Source organism: Flavobacterium sp. (genome assembly GCF_043720215.1).
Taxonomy (GTDB): Bacteria; Bacteroidota; Bacteroidia; order Flavobacteriales; family Flavobacteriaceae; genus Flavobacterium.
In genome coordinates this window covers 1-20,863 of the sequence record NZ_JAYSSZ010000264.1, presented here as the reverse complement: position 1 = coordinate 20,863, position 20,863 = coordinate 1, and the positions used below count along the sequence as shown (strand labels likewise).

Here is a 20,863-nt window from a genome sequence, read left to right as displayed (position 1 = left end):
AAGTCAAATTTAAACAAAATGAGTCCGATACAATATCGAACTCATTATTATCAAAATTAATTATAAATTTGTCCAAACTTTTGGGTTCAGTCTAAATATGGAATTTACGGATACATTCTTAAAGAACATGCGCAAACAGAATTAGAAAAATGTTTAATTGAAGTTGCAAAAGGTAATAAATATGTAAGTGAATTCCTTGAAGAAGATTTAGTTGTAGATAACAAAAATAACAATGATGAGCTTAGCAAACTAACTTTATCCGAAAGAAAAATTGTAGAACTAATTGCCCAGCAAAAAACAAGTAAGCAAATTGCAGAGTCATTGTTTCTTTCTGAAAAAACAGTTGAAGGACATCGAAGTAATATTATTGAAAAATTAGGTTTGCCAAAGGAAAAGAATACTTTGCTTATTTGGGCAATTCAGTATTTAAAATAATAAAAGTATTTTTCTATAAACAAATAAGTTTTTTCAATTTATTAAAGAGTGAATTTTTTATAATAAAGTTTACATTTGTCTTTTTATAAAAACACTTATTATGTCCAATAACATCGAAAAAATAAAATGCCTAATTATAGGTTCTGGTCCTGCAGGTTACACCGCGGCAATATACGCTGCTAGAGCAAATATGAACCCTATTTTATACCAAGGAACGCAACCCGGAGGTCAACTTACAACAACAAACGAAGTAGAAAACTGGCCAGGAAACCCTGAAGGAATTACAGGTCCAGAAATGATGATTGGCTTAGAGGCTCAAGCGAAACGTTTTGGTACCGATGTTCGTGATGGTTGGGCTACAAAAGTCGATTTTTCAGGAGATATTCATAAAGTTTGGATAAATGATGAAAAAGAATTGCACTGCGAAACGGTAATTATTTCTACTGGCGCAACTGCAAAATATTTAGGAATCGACTCTGAACAACATTATCTTAAAACAGGTGGTGGAGTTTCAGCTTGTGCTATTTGCGACGGATTTTTCTATCGTAATCAAGAAGTTGTTATCGTTGGAGCTGGAGATTCTGCTTGCGAGGAAGCACATTATTTATCTAAACTGTGCAAAAAAGTAACTATGTTGGTTCGTAGCGAACAATTTAGAGCTTCAAAAATCATGGAAGCGCGTGTTCGTAAAACTGAAAACATTACAATTTTAATGAACCATGATACTGTTGAGGTTTTAGGCGACGGTCAAGTGGTTACTGCTGTAAAAGCAAAAAACAAAACAACTGGTGCTATTTTTGATATCCCAGCTACAGGTTTCTTTGTAGCGATTGGGCATAAACCAAATACTGATATTTTTAAAGATTATATCACGCTCGACGAAACAGGTTATATTGTAAATATTCCTGGATCATCTAAAACTAATGTTGCGGGTGTTTTTGTTTCTGGTGATGCTGCTGACCATGTTTATAGACAAGCAATTACTGCTGCTGGAACGGGTTGTATGGCTGCATTAGACGCCGAAAGATATTTGGCAGCAAAAGAATAAGTTTAGTATTAAATAGCTCTAAAAAATTAATACAGTTCTATTTATTTTTCAAAAAATAAAACCCAACAGTTTTTTAAAATTCTGTTGGGTTTTTCAATAAACAAATTAACCAAAAAACTTATTTACAATTACAAACCATTCATTTGTTTTATCGAGTTACTAACATCACTTCCACCCCACTCTACAAGTGTAAAACCTTCTCTTCTTGTTTTGAGCAAAATTTGCTCAGGAATTTTTAGTGGATTTTCTAAACCATAAAACTCCATAAAAATCCGTATTGAAGTATTAGGTTTTGGATTTACATTATTTTTTGAAAAAATAGTATAATCTTCATTCACCCAGAAATGAATAAAGTTGGTGTCATTTTTTTCTAAAATTGGTAGCCAATATTGTACAAATTCATTCGTCTCGAAAGTATTTAAACCCATGAATTCTAATTTTTCAATCAAGAAAGATGTTAGATTATTTTTAGAAACTACAAAACCATCTTTGTAATTATAATGCTCATTAGTAAAATTATTTTCACCGTCCCAAAATAAAGAAGTATAAAAACGATTGGTATTCTTATCGAAAATTTTCCCGTCTGGATAAGCAGTTATATCCCAATTGGTTTCATATTTAGGGAAAGTAGTTAGTAATTTCCCTTTAAAATCTAATGTGAAAATAATATCCGTTTTCTGCATTGGATACAAATAAATCACAGGTTTTTTAAGCATAATTGTTTGCTGATTTTGAATTACTCTCAGCTTAAGATCTATTTCTTTTTGCTTTTCTATTAAAACTCTTTGGGATTCAAAACCATATAATGAAAATTCTAAAACATCATTTTTATGTACCGTAATATTATATTTTCCTATTGAATCAGATTTAACAATTTCTTTTGTGTTTAGATTTGAAATAGTTACATTCGCTAATGCTATCCCTTCGCAGTCAGAAATTATTCCAGTAATTTGTTTCTTTTTTTGATTTTCGTTTAATTTAAATTCATCAGAATAAAGTGTGATTAATCCTTTTGAATCTTTTAGTATTAAATTTTTAGTTTTAATAAACAGTACTCCGTTTGATCCTTCTATCCCATAAAGAGCAACAGCTTGTGGACCTTTTAATACACTTACACTTTCAATAACATTTGTATCTAAATGTTCTAATAATTTTCGGTCTACAATTTTATCATCAACAACACATAATGGATATTCATTTTTTGTAATTGAACGAGCACAATGAAAACCTTTGTAGGTTGTTTTTTCTGCTTTTATCGAATCCTTTTCTTGTCCAAAAGCCACGAAACTTATAAACATAGTTATGACTAATGAAATAGATTTTAAATCTTTCATGGTATTAAATTTTAAAAATTAAATTTTTGAATTTTGTCTATTTTAACACTACAGGTTTCCCCGTTTTAGTAGTAATAATCACCACCCCTTTTTCGCCTTTTTTTCCGTAAACAGAAGTTGCTTCTTCGCCTTGCAAAATTTTAATAGTCTTAATTTCTTGCTTATCTAACGGAGCATAAGGGCTCGTAGGAGTTTTGCCAAATAATGATTCCTCCGAATAATAAATCCCATTTATAATATACAAAGGTTCTTTTAGGTAAACAGTTTCAAACTCGTCTTTGTCTAGCTCATCTAGAATTTTTTCGGGCGATTTTTTATTATTCGTGATTGTTTTTCCATCAATAACAATTAGTGGAGTTTCTATTTTTGTGTCTTGTACTTCTGCTTTTTTACCTTCAATAGCACTATTATCTTGTTTCACACGATGTACTCCAATAGCATCAAAAACTCGTCCTCTTAATAAATAACCAGAACTTTTAGTCGAAACTGATGCCGAATCTTTTACAACTGAATTTGCCACAATTACTTCATCAGTATTACTATTAATTTGTTCTTGCAAAGCTTGCTCCTCTTTCTTTGTACTACTCCAACTATTTGATTCCGTAACCACAATTGCATTTTCTTCCAAAATTGGTTTTTCAGAAATAACTTGTGTAGAATCAGTAATTACTAGTTGGTTTTTAGGAATTGTAATTTCTTTATCTGTTTTCAAAAACTGATAAGCAATAATTCCTACTATAACAACCGAAGCTGCAACTGCCATTTTCTGCCAATTTTTATTTTGCTTTTTAAACACTTTTGTGTCTAATTTTGCATCAACACGCGACCAAACTTTTTCCATTCCAGGAAAATCTTGGTTCTCCGAATTTTCGGCTGCTTTTTTAAATTGTTCGACTATTTTATCTTGATTTTCCATTTTTACTTTGCTTGTTTGTAATACAAATTGTTTACTAAATCTTTCAACTTTGTTTTGGCTACATTCAATTGTGATTTCGATGTGCCTTCAGAAATGTTAAGCAACGTGGCTATTTCTTTGTGACTGTAGCCTTCAATAGCGAATAAATTGAAAATTGTTTTGCAGCCAGCAGGAATATAATCTAACAATTTGAGTAAATCTTCTTCCTCCAAATGTGTGTTTGGCAAACTCTCAGGTTGTAACTGAAGCTTCGTGTCCTCCAAATATATATTGAAGTTCACATTGCGTTTCAGCTGATGAAGACAGTTATTTACTGCAATTTTCCGAGCCCAAGCTTCAAAAGCACAAAGCTCTTTTAGCGTGTCTATTTTTGTAAAAACAGTATAAAAAGTATCGGCCAACACTTCTTCTATTTCTTCCTCTTTCTTTAGGTAGCGCTTGCAAGTGCGATACAATTTTGGAGCCATAAGCTCGTAGACCTCACGTTGTGCATCTCGGTGCATTTTTTTGCAGGCTAATAGTAGGTTTTCGTTTATCACAATGAATGTCTTTATACTAAAGAGGCTATTTTTTATAAAAAGGTTGGGACGAAGGTAAAATATTTTTTATTTAGTAGTAAAATAATTTGGGCGTTACCACAAGGGTCGGGCTTTTCGTTGCAATCTTTTTTTCGGAAAAAACCTCAAAAAAGGATTTCCACTACAATCCCTAACGCAATAAGGTACAAAAAAGCCAATAGTTAAAACTCATTTAACTATTGGCTTTTTTTAATTTTTAGTTAGTTATGCCATTTTAAATTGACTGTAATGCACACAGTTTGTCATTCCGAGGAACGAGGAACCTCATAATATAAATAACTTGATGAGATTCCTCGTTCCTCGGAATGACAATATCCCTTCGCTAGTGCGAGCGTCTCGCTCGTAAACATTCTTATTATATTTTTTTTACTTTGTTTGTGAGCACGAGCGAGACGCTCGCGCTAGCGGGGCATTTTTTTGCAGGCTAATAGTAGGTTTTCGTTTATCACAATTGATTATCTTTTTGGTTTCTTTAGTGTTAAAATTGTTATTTCAACATCTCCACCGTTTTTATCTTTTAACCCTTCAAATTTTGCAACATAATAGCATTTCGTTTTATTTTCAATTAATTTCTCTAAAGTAGTTTCTTTATTGTCTAAAAGATATACTCTTTTTGGATGATAGCCACCACAGCGAAAAGTAACACGTTTATTTATTATAATAATTCCATTCTGTGCATTTTCTCCAAAAAAATCATTTAAATAAGTATATCCTTTAGGTAAAATCTGTATTGAACCATACTGTATAAATTTATATTTAAAGAGGTTCATATCAATAGATGAATATAATCCTATTAGTTTATTATCCTCTACAACAATCGGGTTTTTCAGAATAACATCATTATCAAATTCTTTTTCACAATAACTATACATACTCTTATACATCGGATATGGCATACTACTTTTACAAGAAATAAACAATGTGACTACGATTATTATTAATATTTTATCCTTCATAAACAAACGTCTTTATACTAAAGAGGACTTATTTTATAAAAAGGTTGGGACGAAGGTAAAATATTTTTTTAAGGCATTAGTAAAAAGGCAAAAGCCAATAGTTAAATGAGTTTTAACTATTGGCTTTTTTTTAATTAGTTATGCCATTTTAAATTGACTGTAATGCACACAGTTTGTCATTCCGAGGAACGAGGAATCTCATCAAGTTATTTATATTATGAGATTCCTCGTTCCTCGGAATGACAATATTCCTTCGCTAGTGCGAGCGTCTCGCTCGTACACATTCTTATTATATTTTTTTTACTTTGTTTGTGGGCACGAGCGAGACGCTCGCGCTAGCTGGGGGGGAACTCGATCCTTAAATATTGATTATATAAGTTCTTCGCTTTCTTTTCATAAATTCTAAATTCTTCTAATCATCAAGTTTTAAAATTTCATTAGGACCTAAAAGTTCTAGATCCTTTGCGACGAGATCTATAGTTGTAAAAAATGCAACACTTAATGTAGCTTTCCCATAGCAGAATACATTAAATGAATGGTCATCTAATTCTTCAATCTTTATTTCCGTAATAGGTAATGATTTTGCTTTAACTCTACTTAAAGGTTTGCCAATAACTTTATCCAAATAGTAGTTAGCTATTTTCTGTGCTTCTTTATAAGTGTACATATTATTGAAGTTTTATCATATCAACAATTTCATCAACTGTTGTCGTAGTTTGAATAGTTTCGCTTACCGTGGTAACAATGGCATTACCTCTCAAAGTTTGACCAGTTGGTGTAAATTTAATTATATAATCAATGTTCAAGAAATGTTCTTTGTCATTTACGTCAATCACCTTTATGAAACCTTTCATGTTGTATGTTTTAATATTTTGAGGTAAATGTAAAAAAAGCTTCTCAAATGATGAATACTTTTTCAGGTTTTGTGTAGCTCCGGTCGAATTTCAGGTAACTATTCGCTTTATCTATAAATATTATTACTCTTTCAAAACCATATCTATCACCATCACAGCGGCAAAAATAAGTTGTCTTTCGACAGAATCTTGTGGTACAATTTCGTTTATAGAAAGTACATAATTATCGGCGCTAGTAAAAAACTCTTTGCCAATTCCTGCCCATTTTTTGCTCACAGTTGCTAGTTCTTTGCCGTCTTTGTTAAATTTGAAATCCCAACCTGTCCATTTTCCTTGTAAGGTACAAACTGGTTTTTGGTGTTTGTCTACAATTTCGAATTTACCGCCAAAAGACCAGAACTTTTGTTTAAAATAACCTATAAGTTGTGCTCTTTCGTCGAAAACTTCAATATCTGAACGAAAAATAGCCACGCCACGTTTCATATTTAGGATTGGTTTTCCTTCGGTTGTGGTTACAAGAACGTTAAATGGGGTGTGCTTTTTGTATTTTGTGAATCGAAAAATTTTAGTAAAAGTCCCTAAATTAGGTTCTTTACTCGTCATTAAATGTTTGTTAGAATTAGGATCGAAAATGTCATAACTGTTTGACGCTTTTAAACATTCCTACTTTTTCTTTAATCAAGTAAAGATTTTGGTTTAATACTGGATTCATTTTTTAGATATTGTTAGTTTATAAATTTTAGTTTCTAATTCTTCAGTGTCATTGTCTTCGCAAAGTAAGAATTCTAAATGAGATTGCGAATTTTCATACAAAGTTAATCCTTCAAATTTATGAGTACTTGAAATTTGAGTTGTAAAATCGATTTTGAAAGTTTTTACATCAATACAACCAATGATACTTCCTAAAACTTCGCCGTCATCGTAAGTAGAAAGTGTGTCTTCGGCAGAAGCAAGAAAGTAAATTTTGTCTTTTACTAAAATGGCATCAGTAAATGAGGTTTCTACGTGTTTTATTTTGGGTAATGGTATGTGTTGAAAATGGATATTATCATCAATTATAATAATTCCATTTTTAGAATTTGCTCCATTTCCTCGTTGGAATAAATATAATTTTTCCTTGTAAAATAATGCTCCTTCAATGTTTAATTCGTCATCCGAAATTTGAATGGTATTTTTTATGTTTTGATATGTTTCAGAGAAATCATTTTCTTGAATTTTCTGATTTTCTATATTAAAAATGATACTTTTATTTCGATTTTGGGTTGATCCTGAACCAAAAATATGGAGTTCATTCTCTTTTAATGTAATAGCTTCGAAATCTGGTTTATGAATTTTAAGGATATTTTCTGATGGGTTTTCTATTAATTGATGTTTTATCAATGTATCAGATTCTAAATTGTATTGATACAAAAATCCTGCGTTATCGCTTATAATGTATAATGACTGGTTTGTAAACACGATTCCTGAGGCAGAACCAATGCCTGAAATTTTTAAATATTCCGAAAGTTGAAATTTTTGCATAAATTAGCTGATAAGTTTAGCCCTGATGGAAACGGCATCCTTTTTCTGGCTTCTTTAGCCAGAGAAAGATAGAGTGTACAGCAGGAAATAGCTCTTAAAAAAACAAATATAAAACAAAGAATATGAAATCGATAAATCCAGATGATTTTAAAGTAACGGACAAAATTACGTTGTCTAAAATTCCGACCGAGCTAAAAATTGATGCCGATGATGATGAAAAAGAAGAAAAGCTGGACAAAGTGAGTAGCAAGTTGAGCTCTTTCCAAGATGTTATGTATGCACACAACAGATATAGTGTTTTAATTTGTTTGCAAGGCATGGATACTTCTGGAAAAGACAGTTTGATTCGGGAGGTTTTTAAGGAATTTAATGCTCGTGGGGTAGTGGTTCACAGTTTTAAGACTCCTAATTCGACCGAATTGGAACATGATTATTTATGGCGTCACTACTTAGCGCTGCCAGAAAAAGGAAAGTTTGCCGTTTTTAATAGAACACATTATGAGAATGTTTTGGTTACTCGTGTGCATCCTGAATATATTATGTATGAGAATTTGCCAGGAATAGACAACGTTTCAAATATAACACCTGAGTTTTGGAAAAAGCGTTTTGAGCAGATTAATAATTTCGAAAAACATATTGTTAAGAACGGTACTATTGTGATGAAATTCTTTTTGAACATGAGTAAAGAGGAGCAGCGAAAAAGATTGTTACATCGATTAGATAATCAAGTAGACAATTGGAAGTTTTCTACTGGCGATTTAAAAGAGCGAGAACTTTGGGACAACTACATGTCTTGTTATGAAGATGCTATTAACAACACTTCTACTAATCACGCTCCATGGTATATAATTCCGGCTGATGACAAAGAAATGGCAAGGTATATTGTGGCAAAAATAATTTGGGAAGAAATGCAAAAACTCACTGATATTAAAGAACCTGAATTAGATGATAAAGTGAAAGAGAATATGAAGTTGTACAGAGAACAGTTAGAAAAAGAATAAAAAAAATGCACTGAATCTCAGTGCATTTTTTAAAATATTTTATTTGATATTAAAGATCAAAACCATAAGCGACTCTAAGTGCTATTTGACCAAATCCTGTTCCTAAAGTACCATTACTATTAAGTTTTACAAAATCTGAATAATGTTCGTATCTTAAACTTAAATCGATATGTTTCGTAGCATATCCAATACTTGGAGATAGTAAAAATGATGTTTTGTCATAATTATTGGTTACAGCAAATGCCGCTCCAGCTTCTCCCATCACGTAAAACTGATCTTCCCAAACAAAAGCTTTAAAACCAGCCTTAACAGGTATGAAACCTAAATCATTGTCTTTTCCATCTACAAATAGATTTGTAAATCCACTAGTTAAAGTTATAGAGTATCTTTTAGATAAATCATATTGTAATCTAGCATCAGCTCCCAAAGCTAATTTATAAGGATCTGCAAATGCATATCCGCCATTAATTCCAATTCCTAAACGAAATCCTTGATCATAATTTTTTGTATTTTCTACTTCTTGAGCATTTGAATTAGTTGCAAACAACATTGAGATTGTAAACACCAATAGAAACTTAATTTTTTGTGTTATTTTCATAATTTATTTTTTGTGTTGTTATTTATTAAACAACAGTGCAAAAGTAGAGTAATCAACTATCTTAGATTTATAGAATTAATGTGTTTTGTTATATAATTATTGGTTTATTATTTACAAAGGCGCCTTTATTATTGAAATAGTAACGATAGAATTCAATTGTTCTATTTATCTTTGCCAACTTAAATTATATTAAATTGAATTTTTCGCAATACACAAAAGAGTTTTCCGAAAACATAAAGCTAGCGTATCCTGTTATTTTAGGAATGTTAGGACATACTTTAATCGGGATTGTCGATAATATTATGGTAGGAAAATTGGGTTCGACAGAGTTGGCGGCAGTTTCTTTAGGCAATAGTTTCATATTTGTTGCCATGTCTTTAGGAATAGGCTTTTCGACGGCAATCACACCAATTATTGCTGAAGCTGATGCCGAAAAAGATGATAAAAAGATTCGTTCTGCTTTTCATCACGGCTTGTTATTATGTACCGTTTTAGGAATTTCTCTATTTGCCTTAATCGTCCTGGCAAAGCCTCTTATGTACTTTATGCATCAACCAAAAGAAGTAGTTGATTTGGCTAATCCATATATCGACTGGGTTGCTTTTTCATTAATTCCCGTAATTATTTACCAAGGTTACAAACAATTTGCCGATGGTTTGTCGCAAACAAAATATTCGATGTATGCTATTTTTATGGCAAATGTGGTGCATATTTTCTTTAATTATGTATTGATTTATGGTATTTGGATTTTTCCAAAACTTGGAATACTTGGTGCAGCTTTAGGAACAGTGATTTCTAGAATCATGATGGTCGTTTTTATGCATTATATCTTGAAGTATAACAAGCGAATGAAAATTTATTTTAAAGATTTTAGTTTCAAGCAAATAAAGAAATCAATGATTCGCAAAATTGTCAATTTGGGATTTCCCTCTGCGATGCAAATGTTGTTTGAAGTAGCTCTATTTACAGCTGCTGTCTGGCTTTCTGGAACTATTAATAAAAATAGTCAAGCAGCAAATCAAATCGCTTTAACATTAGCAACCATGACATTTATGTTTGCTATGGGATTAAGTGTTACCGCTATGATTAGAGTTAGTAATCAGAAAGGTTTGAACGATTATAAAAACTTAGTTGTAGTAGCAAAATCAATCTTTTTGCTGGCTATACTTGTTGAAATTATTTTTGGTTTATTCTTCATTATCTTCCATACTTATTTGCCTCATTTGTTTCTTGATATGGAAAATTTTAATCAAACTTTAGACAATAAAGAAGTTATTGCTATTGCGGCACAATTGTTATTAGTAGCAGCCGTATTTCAAATTTCTGACGGGATACAAGTCGTTGTTTTAGGAGCTTTGAGAGGTTTGCAAGATGTAAAAATCCCTATGTATATTACATTTGTGGCCTATTGGGTTGTTGGTTTTCCTATTTCGTTTTATTTAGGCTTATACACCAACTTAAAAGCAACTGGAATTTGGATAGGGTTATTAGCGGGACTTACTACTGCCGCACTATTTTTATACATTAGATTTAATAATTTAACCAAAAAATTAATTAAAAACAATCAACAATAAGTTAGAGTAATTGTAACTATTATTAAGTATTTACGTTTAATTATTAAACAAATTAATATTTAAAAAAATGATACTATTTATTATTTTAGGCGTTATTTTACTGATTGTGAGTTTTACATTAAAAGACAATGTATCAAATCCATTATCAAAATTTTCTACTATTCTAAGGACTGTTGGACTTGTAGTTATTGGTCTGGGCATTTTTTCGTCGATGTTTAAACAAATAAATGCTGGTCAAGTCGGTGTAAAATCTTTATACGGAAAAGTGCATTCAGAAGTTTTAGAAAGTGGTTTACATATTGTGAATCCATTATTAGACATTACAACTTTCAATACGCAAACACAAAATTACACAATGTCTGCCATTCACGATGAAGGTGAAAGACAAGGTGATGATGCTATTCGTGTTTTGTCTAATGACGGATTAGAAGTGGTTATTGATTTGACCGTTTTATACAGAGTCTCTCCAAATGACACACCGAAAATTCTGAAAACTATTGGAGAAGACTATTCAAATAAAATTGTTAGACCTGTAACTCGAACACGTATTCGTGATAACGCAGTTTATTACGATGCAGTAGCTTTATATTCAACAAAAAGAGGCGAATTTCAACAAAGAATTTTTAAAACAATTGAAGCAGATTTTAAATCACGTGGTTTGATTTTAGAGCAATTGTTAATTAGAAATATCAATTTACCTAATTCTGTTAAAAAAACGATTGAATCTAAAATTAATGCCGAACAAGATGCTCAAAAAATGACATTTGTGCTTCAAAAAGAAAAACAAGAAGCAGAACGCAAACGTGTAGAAGCGCAAGGTATTGCTGATTATCAACAAATTATCTCTTCAGGACTAACTGACAAACAATTGCAATACGAACAAATAAAAGCTCAGAAAGAAATAGCGACTTCAAACAATTCTAAAATTATTTTTATGAATGGAAAGAATTCGCCAGTGATTTTATCAGATAAATAGATTTTTTAAAAGTTTATTCGGTTATTTGTTTATTCGTTCATTCGGGTTCCAAATAACCGAATAAACAAATAACCGAATAAACAAATAATATGGAATTACCAAAATTTTTACTAGGCGACAACACTGATTTTCCAGAGGATATTTTTATTATCCATTTAGACTATCCACGATTTATTATCAATCTAAAAGATGATGAAGTCGAATTTATGGAAGAAGCCGAAGATCTTGACGAAGCAGAACTAAATACCGAAATGGAAGGATTAATAGAACAAGCAAACGCTTTTTATGATCGCGAAATGGAACGTTACGAAAAAGAATAAATCTATTTCTTAAAATACTTTTCTAGCAAAAATTTAGCGGCTGCAAATGGTGAAATTTCATCATTTTGCACCGCTTTTTTATTTTCTTCTACTAATTTACAAATTTCAGCATGATTGTAAAAATTAGTTTTCAATTGCTCATTAATTGTTTCTAGCATCCAATATTGGTTTTGCTCTTTTCTTTTTTCAAAAAAATAATTAGTAGCTTTTGTCAATTCAAGAAATTTCTGAATCGTTTCCCAAACTTCAGCAATTCCATCATGAGTAATTGCGCTGCAAGTTGAAGTTGTTGGAGTCCAACCAGATTTTTTTGCAGGAAATAAATGCAAAGCTCTATTGAATTCTGTTTTTGCTAAATTGGCTTTTCTAATATTATCACCATCGGCTTTATTTATAACAATAGCATCGGCCATTTCCATAATGCCTCGTTTGATACCTTGCAACTCATCGCCAGCCCCAGAAATTTTGAGAAGCAAAAAGAAATCGACCATACTATGAACAGCTGTTTCGCTTTGTCCGACTCCAACAGTTTCTATAATAATGGTGTCAAAACCAGCCGCTTCGCAAAGCGTAATTGTCTCTCTGGTTTTCCTAGCAACACCACCAAGCGTTTCTCCAGAAGCAGATGGTCTTATGTAAGCATTTTTGTCCTTGACTAATTCTTCCATTCTGGTTTTATCACCCAGAATACTTCCATGTGAGATAGTACTTGAGGGATCTACTGCTAGAACGGCTACTTTTTTACCGATAGAAGTTAGATATTTTCCAAAAGCTTCAATAAAAGTACTTTTTCCAACACCAGGAACGCCTGTAATTCCTATTCTTACGGATTTATTAGCATGAGGCAAACAAGCGTTTATGACATGATTTGCTTTTTCTAAATGATTGGGATTAGTGCTTTCTACAATAGTAATGGCACGGCTTAAATCAGTAATATTACCAGCTAAAATTCCAGAAACCAATTCTTCAGAGGAAGGTTGTATTTTTCTAAATTGCTGAATTTTTTTAAGCGAATTAGAACTGATAATATCAGGTCGTTCGATGCCTTCATTTTCTTTTAGTGCCGATTTTTTTATAGATTCTTTCAATTTCGAGGAATTCAAACACAAATTTAAGCATTTTATTTTTACATAATAATCTAATTTGTTTCAAAATAAAAACCATGCAATAGAAACACTTAAAAGTCATTTCTATTGCATAGTTGTAGGTTACAATTTAATGTTTTTTTTTTAGAAAAATAATTCCTAATCAATAAATAATTTTATGACTCAATAAGCTCCATTTTACAGTTTTGTAATTCGGGTCTTCCTTTAGTAAAAAATACAAACCATCTGGCAAGTTCTTCTAATTCTGACGCCAATAAGTTTTTTATGGCTTTTAGTATTCTTTGCAAAATAAATTCGGATCATTACTAACTTTTTCAAGTAATACTTGTGTGTGGGTAATCATTAATTTTGACATGATATAAAAATTTAGGGTTAGTTAAAACTAATAAATTATTTCAAATAACGCAAACATTTTGTTAAATAATTATTATATTAACAAGTAAAACCGCTTTTTTATTCTAAGTAATCAAAGGTAGATTGAGCTAGATGTCTTGTTTTCAGCATCTTAGACGTTTCTATAGTTGTGTTTTTTTGTTGACGACTATTTTTTTTTGTTTTAATAAATTTATGTTAATTCTCAAACTTAGGGTTAGAATATCCTAAATTTGCACCAAATAATAAACCTATCATTGTGGCTATTGAATCTCCTACGCTAGATATTAAAAAGGAATTAATTCAGAAAACAGTTTTTTCAATTCTTTTCTCCATAAGTTTCGCACATTTACTCAACGATTTAATACAGGCAATAATTCCATCTGTTTATCCTATTCTGAAACAGAATTACGGGCTTTCCTTTACACAAATTGGCCTTATAACCTTTGCTTTTCAAATGACAGCTTCTATATTTCAACCATTTGTAGGTTATTATACTGATAAATATCCAAAACCCTTTTCACAAGTTTACGGAATGCTATTTTCGTTAGCTGGAATAATCATATTATCATATGCAAATAATTTATATTGGATAATAGCATCCGTAATGCTTATAGGAACTGGTTCAGCAATTTTTCATCCTGAATCGGCACGAATTTCTAATTTAGCCTCTGGCGGAAAACGAGGATTAGCACAATCTATTTTTCAAGTTGGTGGTAATTTAGGAACAGCACTAGGACCTTTATTAGTAGCTCTAATTGTAGTTCCTAACGGACAAAGATATATTCTTTGGTTCGTTATTGCGGCAACAATTGGCTTGGCTATAATTTCTAAAATTGCCTTTTGGTATAGAGATCATTTAATCTTACGAAATAATAATAAAGGAGAATTTATAGATTTTCATAATCTCTCTAAAAGCAAAGTAAAATTTGCTATTGTCGTACTTCTAATTCTTATATTTTCAAAGTTTTTTTATTCCGCAAGTTTGTCAACTTATTACACATTTTATGTGATAGAAAAATTTCATCTTACCATACAACAAGCACAATTTCACATGTTTATTTATCTGTTTGCCTATGCACTAGGAACCATTCTTGGTGGACCGTTAGGCGATAAATTTGGGCGAAAATATATTATTTGGTTTTCTGTTTTCGGAGCAACACCTTTCGCATTATTATTACCATATGCCAACCTATTTTATACCGATATTTTAATGATAATTATTGGTGTAATTATCTCTTCAGCATTTCCAGCCATTATTGTTTATGCACAAGAATTAGTCCCTAAAAAACTCGGAATGGTATCAGGTCTTTTTTACGGGTTTGCCTTCGGAATGGGAGCTTTAGGTTCTGCATTACTTGGGATTCTTGCCGATAAAACATCTATAGAATTTGTATATCAAATTTGTTCTTACTTACCCATAATGGGTGCAATTTGTTATTTTTTGCCCAATTTAAAGAAAAAATAGTATCATTGCGAGTTTCAAAATAATCAGGAACTCTTTCCAGTACCCATGCCTCAAAAAGGGTTTCCTCTTCTATCTGAGCTTGGGCTTCGATCTTAAATTTAAATTATTTGAAAAAAATATCAATCTTTCAGTCTTCTTTGCAAATCTTTGCTAAATAATTTACTTTTACTATTCAAATTACATACAATGCAAATTACTCCTGAAATACTTCAAAAATTACAACAAATTGTTGGGGAAACGTTCGTGTTTACCGATCAAGAAACACGTAATCATTACGGACACGACGAAACCGAAGATTATGTTTTTCCGCCATCAGTAGTTGTAAAACCAGTAAATGTAATAGAAATTTCTGAAATTTTAAAATTAGCCAATCAATATAAAATTCCAGTTACAGCCATTGGAGCCAGAACCGGATTAAGTGGTGGTGCATTAAGTATTCGTCAAGGAATAGGATTGTCGATGGAACGATTTAATAAAATCTTAGAAATAGACGAAAAAAATCTGCAAGTTACAGTCGAACCAGCTGTAATCACTCAAGTTTTACGAGAATCTGTTGCCGAAAAAGGATTGTTTTATCCACCAGACCCAAGTAGTCAAGGAAGTTGTTGGATAGGTGGAAATGTTGCCGAAAATGCTGGTGGAGCTCGTGCTGTAAAATATGGAGTGACAAAAGATTATGTTTTAAACCTAGAAGTTGTTTTGCCTAATGGAGAAATAATTTGGACAGGAGCCAATACACTCAAAAATTCTACAGGTTACAACTTGACTCAACTCATGGTAGGAAGCGAAGGAACACTGGGGATTATCACAAAAATTGTGATGAAGCTGTTACCAAAAGTGAATCATAATGTTTTAATGTTGGTTCCCTTTTATAATGCAACTCAAGCTTGCGAAGCAGTTTCAGCTATTTTTAGGGCTGGAATTATACCTAGCGCTTTAGAGTTTATGGAGCGTGATGCCATAGATTGGGCACTTAAATTTATTGATGGACTAAATGTTCAAGTTAGTGACGGAATTCAAGCACATTTATTAATAGAAGTTGATGGTAATTATCCAGAAATTTTAATGCAAGAAGCCGAAAAAATAATGACTGTTGTCGAACAATTTCAAATAGATGAAATACTTTTTGCAGACACCGAAGATCAAAAAAATGCGATTTGGAAAATGCGCCGTAATATTGCAGAAGCTGTTAAAGCAAATTCTATTTATAAAGAAGAAGACACTGTTGTGCCAAGATATGAATTACCAAAACTATTACAAGGAATTAAGAGAATTGGCAACAAATACGGATTCAAATCTGTTTGTTACGGTCATGCTGGCGATGGAAACTTGCATGTCAATATCATTAAAGCAAATATGACTGATGAGAATTGGAAAACAGAAGTTCCTAAAGGTATTAGAGAGATTTTTGAATTGACAGTTTCTTTAAAAGGAACACTTTCGGGAGAACATGGTATTGGTTTTGTACAAAAAAATTATATGGATATTGCTTTTTCAGAAGTACATCTAGAACTTATGAAAAGAATAAAATTTGTTTTTGACCCCAACGGAATTCTTAATCCAGGAAAGATTTTTCCTGATTGCTAATAATTTCGGGTGCAAAAAAAATCCCGCTTCTAGGCTTGAAGCGGGATTTTTTATTAGTATACTGTAAATGGAGGCTTACTATTAGGATTAAGATGTCTTCTTAATCTAGTAGGTAAAACACCATTCCCAGAAGCATCCGGAATCCCTTTTGGTTCACTTTCATCTATAGTCGTTGTAGTAAGATCGTCTGCAATTGGGCTAAAAGGATAATACAAACTAGTTCCTTGTCCTGAACCTAAAGGTGTTGGTTTTTTTATTTCAAACTTTGTCAAATAACCATCACCATCATCGTCTTGATCTAAATAATCTGGTCTACCATCACCATCTGTGTCCTTAGAGAAATTATAAGTCCCTGTTCCTATATCAAAAGCTTCATCTTTAGAATTAATTCGATCATAATCATTATCGACTAAATTCACCTCCATAAGTTTAAAGCTAAATATTAATGGAGAATAAGCTGGAATACTTCCTATACCATTATTGTAATATGCTAAACCAGAAGGCAAAAACATAACTCCAGCACCGAAACCAATAAAATTTATAGATCCATCAGTGTTAGTAGTGTTTGTTCCTGATTTAAAAAACGGCATTATTTCTTTCCATCCTTGAATCACATTACTCAGTGGAAACCAAACTGGATTTTGCGCTTGATCAAAAGGAGAACTTGCTAAATAAGTATTATACGTTGCAGGATTGGTTGCAGGCAATATCTCTACTTTTTTATTATAAAGGTATTCTCCTTTATAAGAAACAAAAACTGAATCAACCACAGTTGGTTGTTCTTTTGTACCATCATCTAATGAAATGTAATAAACTTTATAATTGACCCCATTACTTGCAACAGTCTTTGTACGCAACATAGAAGCGTATTCTATTCTAATTGATGGACCAGCAACAGGCATAAGACTAATTTTTGTAAAAGTCACATCTTTATTGGAATTAACATCCATATGATATTCATCTAGGTATTTATCAATGGCAGCTAAATCTACAGGATACTGTTCCTCATAAGGAATAACATAAGGAGGCGTAAGATCATCAGTTTTATTACAACTAAAAATCGCTAAACTCATTATAAATAAAAATACTACTTTAAAAATTCTAATCATTATCTGTTATTTTAGGTATGCAAGATACAATTTTGATTTATTTTTGTTCAAAATTTAACTTTGTTTTTTAATTTTTATGCGAATAGATAAATTTCTTTGGTGTGTCCGATATTATAAAACCCGAAATATGGTTACCGATGCTTGTAAAAAAAACCATATCACGGTAAACAATCAAGTGGCTAAAGCTTCTAAGGAAGTATATCCTGGTGACAAAGTCACTTTTAGAAGGGATCAAATTACCTATATTATTTCGGTTTTAGATATTCCAGATAATCGTGTGGGTGCAAAATTAGTCGATATATATAGAAAAGACGAGACACCAAGCGAATCTTTTGCTCATTTAGAATTGCTTAAACTCTCTAAAGAGCATTATAGAAAAAATGGAACAGGTCGCCCAACTAAAAAAGATCGTCGCGATATAGAAGAATTTGGTACTGACACAAAAAAAGATGAAACCAATGAAATTGAATAACAAATACTGGGAAAACAGATACCAAACCAATGACATTAGTTGGGATACGGGAAAAATAACCACACCCTTAAAAGAATATATTGACCAATTGGAAGATAAATCTATCAAAATACTTATTCCTGGTTGCGGCAATGGTTATGAGTTTGAATATTTGATAAATAATGGTTTTGAAAATAGTTTTGTTGTGGACTATGCTCAAAATCCTATTGATAATCTAAAGGACAGAATGCCAAATTACAATCCAAATCAATTGATACTTTCTGATTTTTTTGAACACGAAGGAAGTTACGACTTAATTATCGAGCAAACTTTTTTTTGCGCTCTAAATCCAGAACTGAGAACAAAATATGTTGAGAAAATAGTTTCTTTACTTTCGCCGAAAGGTAAACTTATGGGTTTATTTTTTCAATTTCCATTGACGGAAGCTGGTCCACCATTTGGAGGTTCGAAAGAAGAATATCTAAAATTATTCTCTACAAGTTTTGAAATCAAAACATTAGAAACCGCTCATAATTCTATCAAACCACGTTTAGGAAACGAACTCTTTTTTATCTTTACAAAAAAATAACCACCATGAGTCACAACCAAATACTTAATCATCAGGAAATTGAATTCAAAATTAAGCGAATTGCTTATCAAATCTACGAAACATTTATTGATGAGGAAGAAATTGTTATAGCAGGAATACAAGGTAACGGAACTATTTTTGCAAGTAAAATTGCTTTGGCTCTTAAAACCATTTCTCCTATTAAAGTAATTTTATGTGATGTTTGTATTGATAAAAAAAATCCAACTACAGCAATTACAACTTCTATTCCTAAAAACGAATATACAAACAAAGGATTGGTTTTGGTTGACGATGTTCTTAATTCTGGAACAACATTAATATATGGTGTAAGACATTTTCTTGATGTTACTTTAAAGAAATTTAAAACTGCTGTTCTAATAGATAGAAACCATAAAAAATATCCTATAAAAGCCGATTTTAAAGGAATTTCACTATCTACATCATTATTAGAACATGTTCAGGTTGTTTTTAATGAAAATCAGGATTCTGCTTTCTTAGAGTAGTATTTTCTGAATTTCCTCTACAACATCAAACGGAGATTTATTATCTATACTGATTGTGTGTTTGCATTGATTGTAGTAGAAACTTCGGTCAAAAAGATGCTTGGCAACATACTCTGTGAGTTCATCGTCTTCTAAATCTTTCAGAAGTGGTCTTTTGGTTTTATTAATTTTTATTCTATCTATCAGCGTTGCTACACTTCCTTTTAGGTAGATTGAAATTACATCATCTTTATTCAAAAACTTATGATTATTTGCATAACATGGAGTTCCGCCACCAAGACTTAGCACAAACGATTTGTTAGAATTTATTGTTTTTTCAAAAACTTCATGCTCTTTTTTCCTAAAGAAAATTTCTCCTTTTATTTCAAAAATTTCATTTATACTTTTAGAAACTTCATTTTCTATTAGATGATCTATATCGAAAAAAGGTAAATCGAGCTTTTTTGACAGTAATTTTCCTATTTCTGTTTTTCCAGAAGCCATATAACCAACTAAAACAATTTTTTTCATGAAGCTAAGACCTTATAAATTAACACTCTGAGTATATTTAATAAAAAAACACAAATTTAATACAAAATACCTTTGAAAAATTAATATTAACTTCCTATATTTGCACCCGCATTGAAGAAATACAATGACTTGGTAGCTCAGTTGGTAGAGCACATCACTTTTAATGATGGGGTCCTGGGTTCGAGCCCCAGCCAGGTCACAATTTTTTTTTATTTCTTCAAGCAATGACTTGGTAGCTCAGTTGGTAGAGCACATCACTTTTAATGATGGGGTCCTGGGTTCGAGCCCCAGCCAGGTCACAAAAAAGTCGAGCTTTTAGCTTGACTTTTTTTATTTAAGGCCACGTGGAGAAACGGTAGACTTGCCAGCTTGAGGGGCTGGTGCTCGCAAGGGCGTGCGGGTTCAAATCCCGCCGTGGTCACGGGAAAATTAAATACCAGAGAAATAATCGAGCAACTTGTTTATTCTCTGGTATTTCTCTTTAAAAAAGAAGATCTTAATCTTATAATAATCACTCTTTAAATCTCAACAAAGCTTTTATAAATGGTATTTTAGGACAAGCTAATATAATTTGTAATTCTTCTTTCAGATTAGATTCTTCATCTAAAAACCTAAATATTTTTTTAGGATTCACTTTTAGGAACATATTAGAAAATATTTTTTTTCCTAAAGCATTATTTTTAAACAAAACACTAACAAAAAGTGTATCATAAAATAGAAATCTATTCGGTTTATGAAATTTTCTAAAATCGATTGTTGTTGTTTTTAATAACGAAACTACTCTTTCCGATTGTTTTACTGTATTCTTAAACGTATAACCCGTACTGGCTTTTGTCCAACCACCAGCAGTTCCTATATGCAAAACATTTTTCGAATTACTTTTCCAAAAAGGAAAAACAGTCATAGGAATATTTCCTTGTTCTTTTTTAGTTATCTTGAAGAAGGTCGCTCCTTTTTCTTTTAGATAATCACTTATTGCTTGTTCGTATTCGCTTTCTTGCAACAAATGGGGCGAGAATAAAGTATATTCGACCAAAGCTTCGGTTTCAGAGAATGG

General features: G+C 31.6%; 24 protein-coding genes and 3 tRNA genes. 14 read left to right on the top strand and 13 right to left on the bottom strand.

Annotation, left to right across the window (positions count from 1 at the left end):
* The first annotated feature begins 66 nt into the window (after positions 1–66).
* Together ACHZC3_RS11790 and trxB are read left to right on the top strand one after the other, a co-directional pair.
* On the top strand, positions 67–435 hold the full coding sequence (locus tag ACHZC3_RS11790) for a response regulator transcription factor (protein WP_394760051.1): 369 nt from the start codon (positions 67–69) through the stop codon (positions 433–435).
* Between the two features lie 100 nt (positions 436–535).
* Positions 536–1,483, top strand: a complete 948-nt coding sequence (gene trxB / locus ACHZC3_RS11785; protein WP_394760049.1) for a thioredoxin-disulfide reductase — start codon at positions 536–538, stop codon at positions 1,481–1,483.
* 128 nt (positions 1,484–1,611) lie between these two features.
* Here trxB and ACHZC3_RS11780 read toward each other — a convergent pair whose 3' ends face one another.
* The 8 genes from ACHZC3_RS11780 to ACHZC3_RS11745 all read right to left on the bottom strand — a co-directional run bounded on the left by ACHZC3_RS11780 (position 1,612) and on the right by ACHZC3_RS11745 (position 7,642).
* Complete coding sequence (locus ACHZC3_RS11780) at positions 1,612–2,817, bottom strand: hypothetical protein (RefSeq protein ID WP_394760048.1); 1,206 nt, start codon at positions 2,815–2,817, stop codon at positions 1,612–1,614.
* Between the two features lie 37 nt (positions 2,818–2,854).
* Entirely contained in the window at positions 2,855–3,733 is an 879-nt protein-coding gene (locus ACHZC3_RS11775) for a hypothetical protein (RefSeq protein WP_394760047.1), read from the bottom strand.
* Between the two features lie 2 nt (positions 3,734–3,735).
* On the bottom strand, positions 3,736–4,236 hold the full coding sequence (locus ACHZC3_RS11770; RefSeq protein WP_394760050.1) for an RNA polymerase sigma factor: 501 nt from the start codon (positions 4,234–4,236) through the stop codon (positions 3,736–3,738).
* Between the two features lie 530 nt (positions 4,237–4,766).
* On the bottom strand, positions 4,767–5,267 hold the full coding sequence (locus ACHZC3_RS11765) for a hypothetical protein (RefSeq protein WP_394760046.1): 501 nt from the start codon (positions 5,265–5,267) through the stop codon (positions 4,767–4,769).
* Positions 5,268–5,679: 412 nt separating this feature from the next.
* The gene (locus ACHZC3_RS11760) at positions 5,680–5,934 is read right to left on the bottom strand and encodes a hypothetical protein (protein WP_394760045.1); all 255 of its coding nucleotides are present in this window, start codon (positions 5,932–5,934) and stop codon (positions 5,680–5,682) included.
* A 1-nt stretch (position 5,935) separates the two neighbouring features.
* Positions 5,936–6,121: a hypothetical protein gene (locus ACHZC3_RS11755; RefSeq protein ID WP_394760044.1), complete on the bottom strand. Its 186-nt coding sequence runs from the start codon at positions 6,119–6,121 to the stop codon at positions 5,936–5,938.
* Between the two features lie 123 nt (positions 6,122–6,244).
* Positions 6,245–6,724, bottom strand: a complete 480-nt coding sequence (locus ACHZC3_RS11750) for a phospholipid scramblase-related protein (protein WP_394760043.1) — start codon at positions 6,722–6,724, stop codon at positions 6,245–6,247.
* Positions 6,725–6,829: 105 nt separating this feature from the next.
* Positions 6,830–7,642 (bottom strand): DUF6929 family protein, encoded by an 813-nt coding sequence (locus tag ACHZC3_RS11745; protein ID WP_394760042.1) that lies wholly within the window; start codon positions 7,640–7,642, stop codon positions 6,830–6,832.
* A gap of 122 nt (positions 7,643–7,764) precedes the next feature.
* On the opposite strand from ACHZC3_RS11745, the gene ACHZC3_RS11740 reads away from it, so the two are divergent.
* On the top strand, positions 7,765–8,643 hold the full coding sequence (locus tag ACHZC3_RS11740; protein WP_394760041.1) for a PPK2 family polyphosphate kinase: 879 nt from the start codon (positions 7,765–7,767) through the stop codon (positions 8,641–8,643).
* A gap of 49 nt (positions 8,644–8,692) precedes the next feature.
* Here ACHZC3_RS11740 and ACHZC3_RS11735 read toward each other — a convergent pair whose 3' ends face one another.
* Positions 8,693–9,241 (bottom strand): hypothetical protein, encoded by a 549-nt coding sequence (locus ACHZC3_RS11735; protein ID WP_394760040.1) that lies wholly within the window; start codon positions 9,239–9,241, stop codon positions 8,693–8,695.
* A gap of 194 nt (positions 9,242–9,435) precedes the next feature.
* On the opposite strand from ACHZC3_RS11735, the gene ACHZC3_RS11730 reads away from it, so the two are divergent.
* From ACHZC3_RS11730 to ACHZC3_RS11720, 3 genes are all read left to right on the top strand, one after another.
* Complete coding sequence (locus ACHZC3_RS11730; protein ID WP_394760039.1) at positions 9,436–10,815, top strand: MATE family efflux transporter; 1,380 nt, start codon at positions 9,436–9,438, stop codon at positions 10,813–10,815.
* Positions 10,816–10,882: 67 nt separating this feature from the next.
* Positions 10,883–11,791: a prohibitin family protein gene (locus ACHZC3_RS11725; RefSeq protein ID WP_394760038.1), complete on the top strand. Its 909-nt coding sequence runs from the start codon at positions 10,883–10,885 to the stop codon at positions 11,789–11,791.
* An 89-nt stretch (positions 11,792–11,880) separates the two neighbouring features.
* Positions 11,881–12,111 carry a hypothetical protein gene (locus ACHZC3_RS11720; protein ID WP_394760037.1) on the top strand — a complete coding sequence of 77 codons (231 nt, stop codon included), beginning with the start codon at positions 11,881–11,883 and terminating at the stop codon, positions 12,109–12,111.
* A 2-nt stretch (positions 12,112–12,113) separates the two neighbouring features.
* Here ACHZC3_RS11720 and meaB read toward each other — a convergent pair whose 3' ends face one another.
* Positions 12,114–13,199: a methylmalonyl Co-A mutase-associated GTPase MeaB gene (gene meaB, locus ACHZC3_RS11715; protein WP_394760036.1), complete on the bottom strand. Its 1,086-nt coding sequence runs from the start codon at positions 13,197–13,199 to the stop codon at positions 12,114–12,116.
* A 649-nt stretch (positions 13,200–13,848) separates the two neighbouring features.
* Here meaB and ACHZC3_RS11710 point away from each other — a divergent pair.
* Together ACHZC3_RS11710 and ACHZC3_RS11705 are read left to right on the top strand one after the other, a co-directional pair.
* Positions 13,849–15,057, top strand: coding sequence for an MFS transporter (locus tag ACHZC3_RS11710; RefSeq protein WP_394760035.1), 1,209 nt, complete (start codon positions 13,849–13,851; stop codon positions 15,055–15,057).
* 186 nt (positions 15,058–15,243) lie between these two features.
* Complete coding sequence (locus ACHZC3_RS11705; protein WP_394760034.1) at positions 15,244–16,644, top strand: FAD-binding oxidoreductase; 1,401 nt, start codon at positions 15,244–15,246, stop codon at positions 16,642–16,644.
* 53 nt (positions 16,645–16,697) lie between these two features.
* Here ACHZC3_RS11705 and ACHZC3_RS11700 read toward each other — a convergent pair whose 3' ends face one another.
* Positions 16,698–17,753, bottom strand: a complete 1,056-nt coding sequence (locus tag ACHZC3_RS11700; protein WP_394760033.1) for an FKBP-type peptidyl-prolyl cis-trans isomerase — start codon at positions 17,751–17,753, stop codon at positions 16,698–16,700.
* A gap of 76 nt (positions 17,754–17,829) precedes the next feature.
* Between ACHZC3_RS11700 and ACHZC3_RS11695 the strand changes: the two genes are divergently transcribed.
* From ACHZC3_RS11695 to ACHZC3_RS11685, 3 genes are read left to right on the top strand one after another with little or no spacing between them, the layout of a single operon-like run.
* The gene (locus ACHZC3_RS11695; protein ID WP_394760032.1) at positions 17,830–18,225 is read left to right on the top strand and encodes an RNA-binding S4 domain-containing protein; all 396 of its coding nucleotides are present in this window, start codon (positions 17,830–17,832) and stop codon (positions 18,223–18,225) included.
* A complete protein-coding gene (locus ACHZC3_RS11690; protein WP_394760031.1) occupies positions 18,212–18,793 on the top strand; it encodes a methyltransferase domain-containing protein in 582 nt (193 codons plus the stop codon). Before ACHZC3_RS11695 ends, ACHZC3_RS11690 begins: the two co-directional genes overlap by 14 nt.
* A 5-nt stretch (positions 18,794–18,798) precedes the next feature.
* A complete protein-coding gene (locus ACHZC3_RS11685) occupies positions 18,799–19,296 on the top strand; it encodes a phosphoribosyltransferase domain-containing protein (protein ID WP_394760030.1) in 498 nt (165 codons plus the stop codon).
* On the opposite strand, the gene ACHZC3_RS11680 is transcribed toward ACHZC3_RS11685, so the two are convergent.
* Positions 19,288–19,806 carry a shikimate kinase gene (locus ACHZC3_RS11680; protein ID WP_394760029.1) on the bottom strand — a complete coding sequence of 173 codons (519 nt, stop codon included), beginning with the start codon at positions 19,804–19,806 and terminating at the stop codon, positions 19,288–19,290. The genes ACHZC3_RS11685 and ACHZC3_RS11680 overlap by 9 nt on opposite strands.
* Positions 19,807–19,932: 126 nt before the next feature.
* Between ACHZC3_RS11680 and ACHZC3_RS11675 the strand changes: the two genes are divergently transcribed.
* The 3 genes from ACHZC3_RS11675 to ACHZC3_RS11665 all read left to right on the top strand — a co-directional run bounded on the left by ACHZC3_RS11675 (position 19,933) and on the right by ACHZC3_RS11665 (position 20,227).
* A tRNA-Lys gene (locus tag ACHZC3_RS11675) sits at positions 19,933–20,005 on the top strand.
* 27 nt (positions 20,006–20,032) lie between these two features.
* A tRNA-Lys gene (locus ACHZC3_RS11670) sits at positions 20,033–20,105 on the top strand.
* 39 nt (positions 20,106–20,144) lie between these two features.
* A tRNA-Leu gene (locus tag ACHZC3_RS11665) sits at positions 20,145–20,227 on the top strand.
* A 90-nt stretch (positions 20,228–20,317) separates the two neighbouring features.
* Here ACHZC3_RS11665 and ACHZC3_RS11660 read toward each other — a convergent pair.
* Positions 20,318–20,863 (bottom strand): lycopene cyclase family protein (locus ACHZC3_RS11660; RefSeq protein WP_394760028.1); only part of this gene is annotated, 546 nt, incomplete at its 5' end.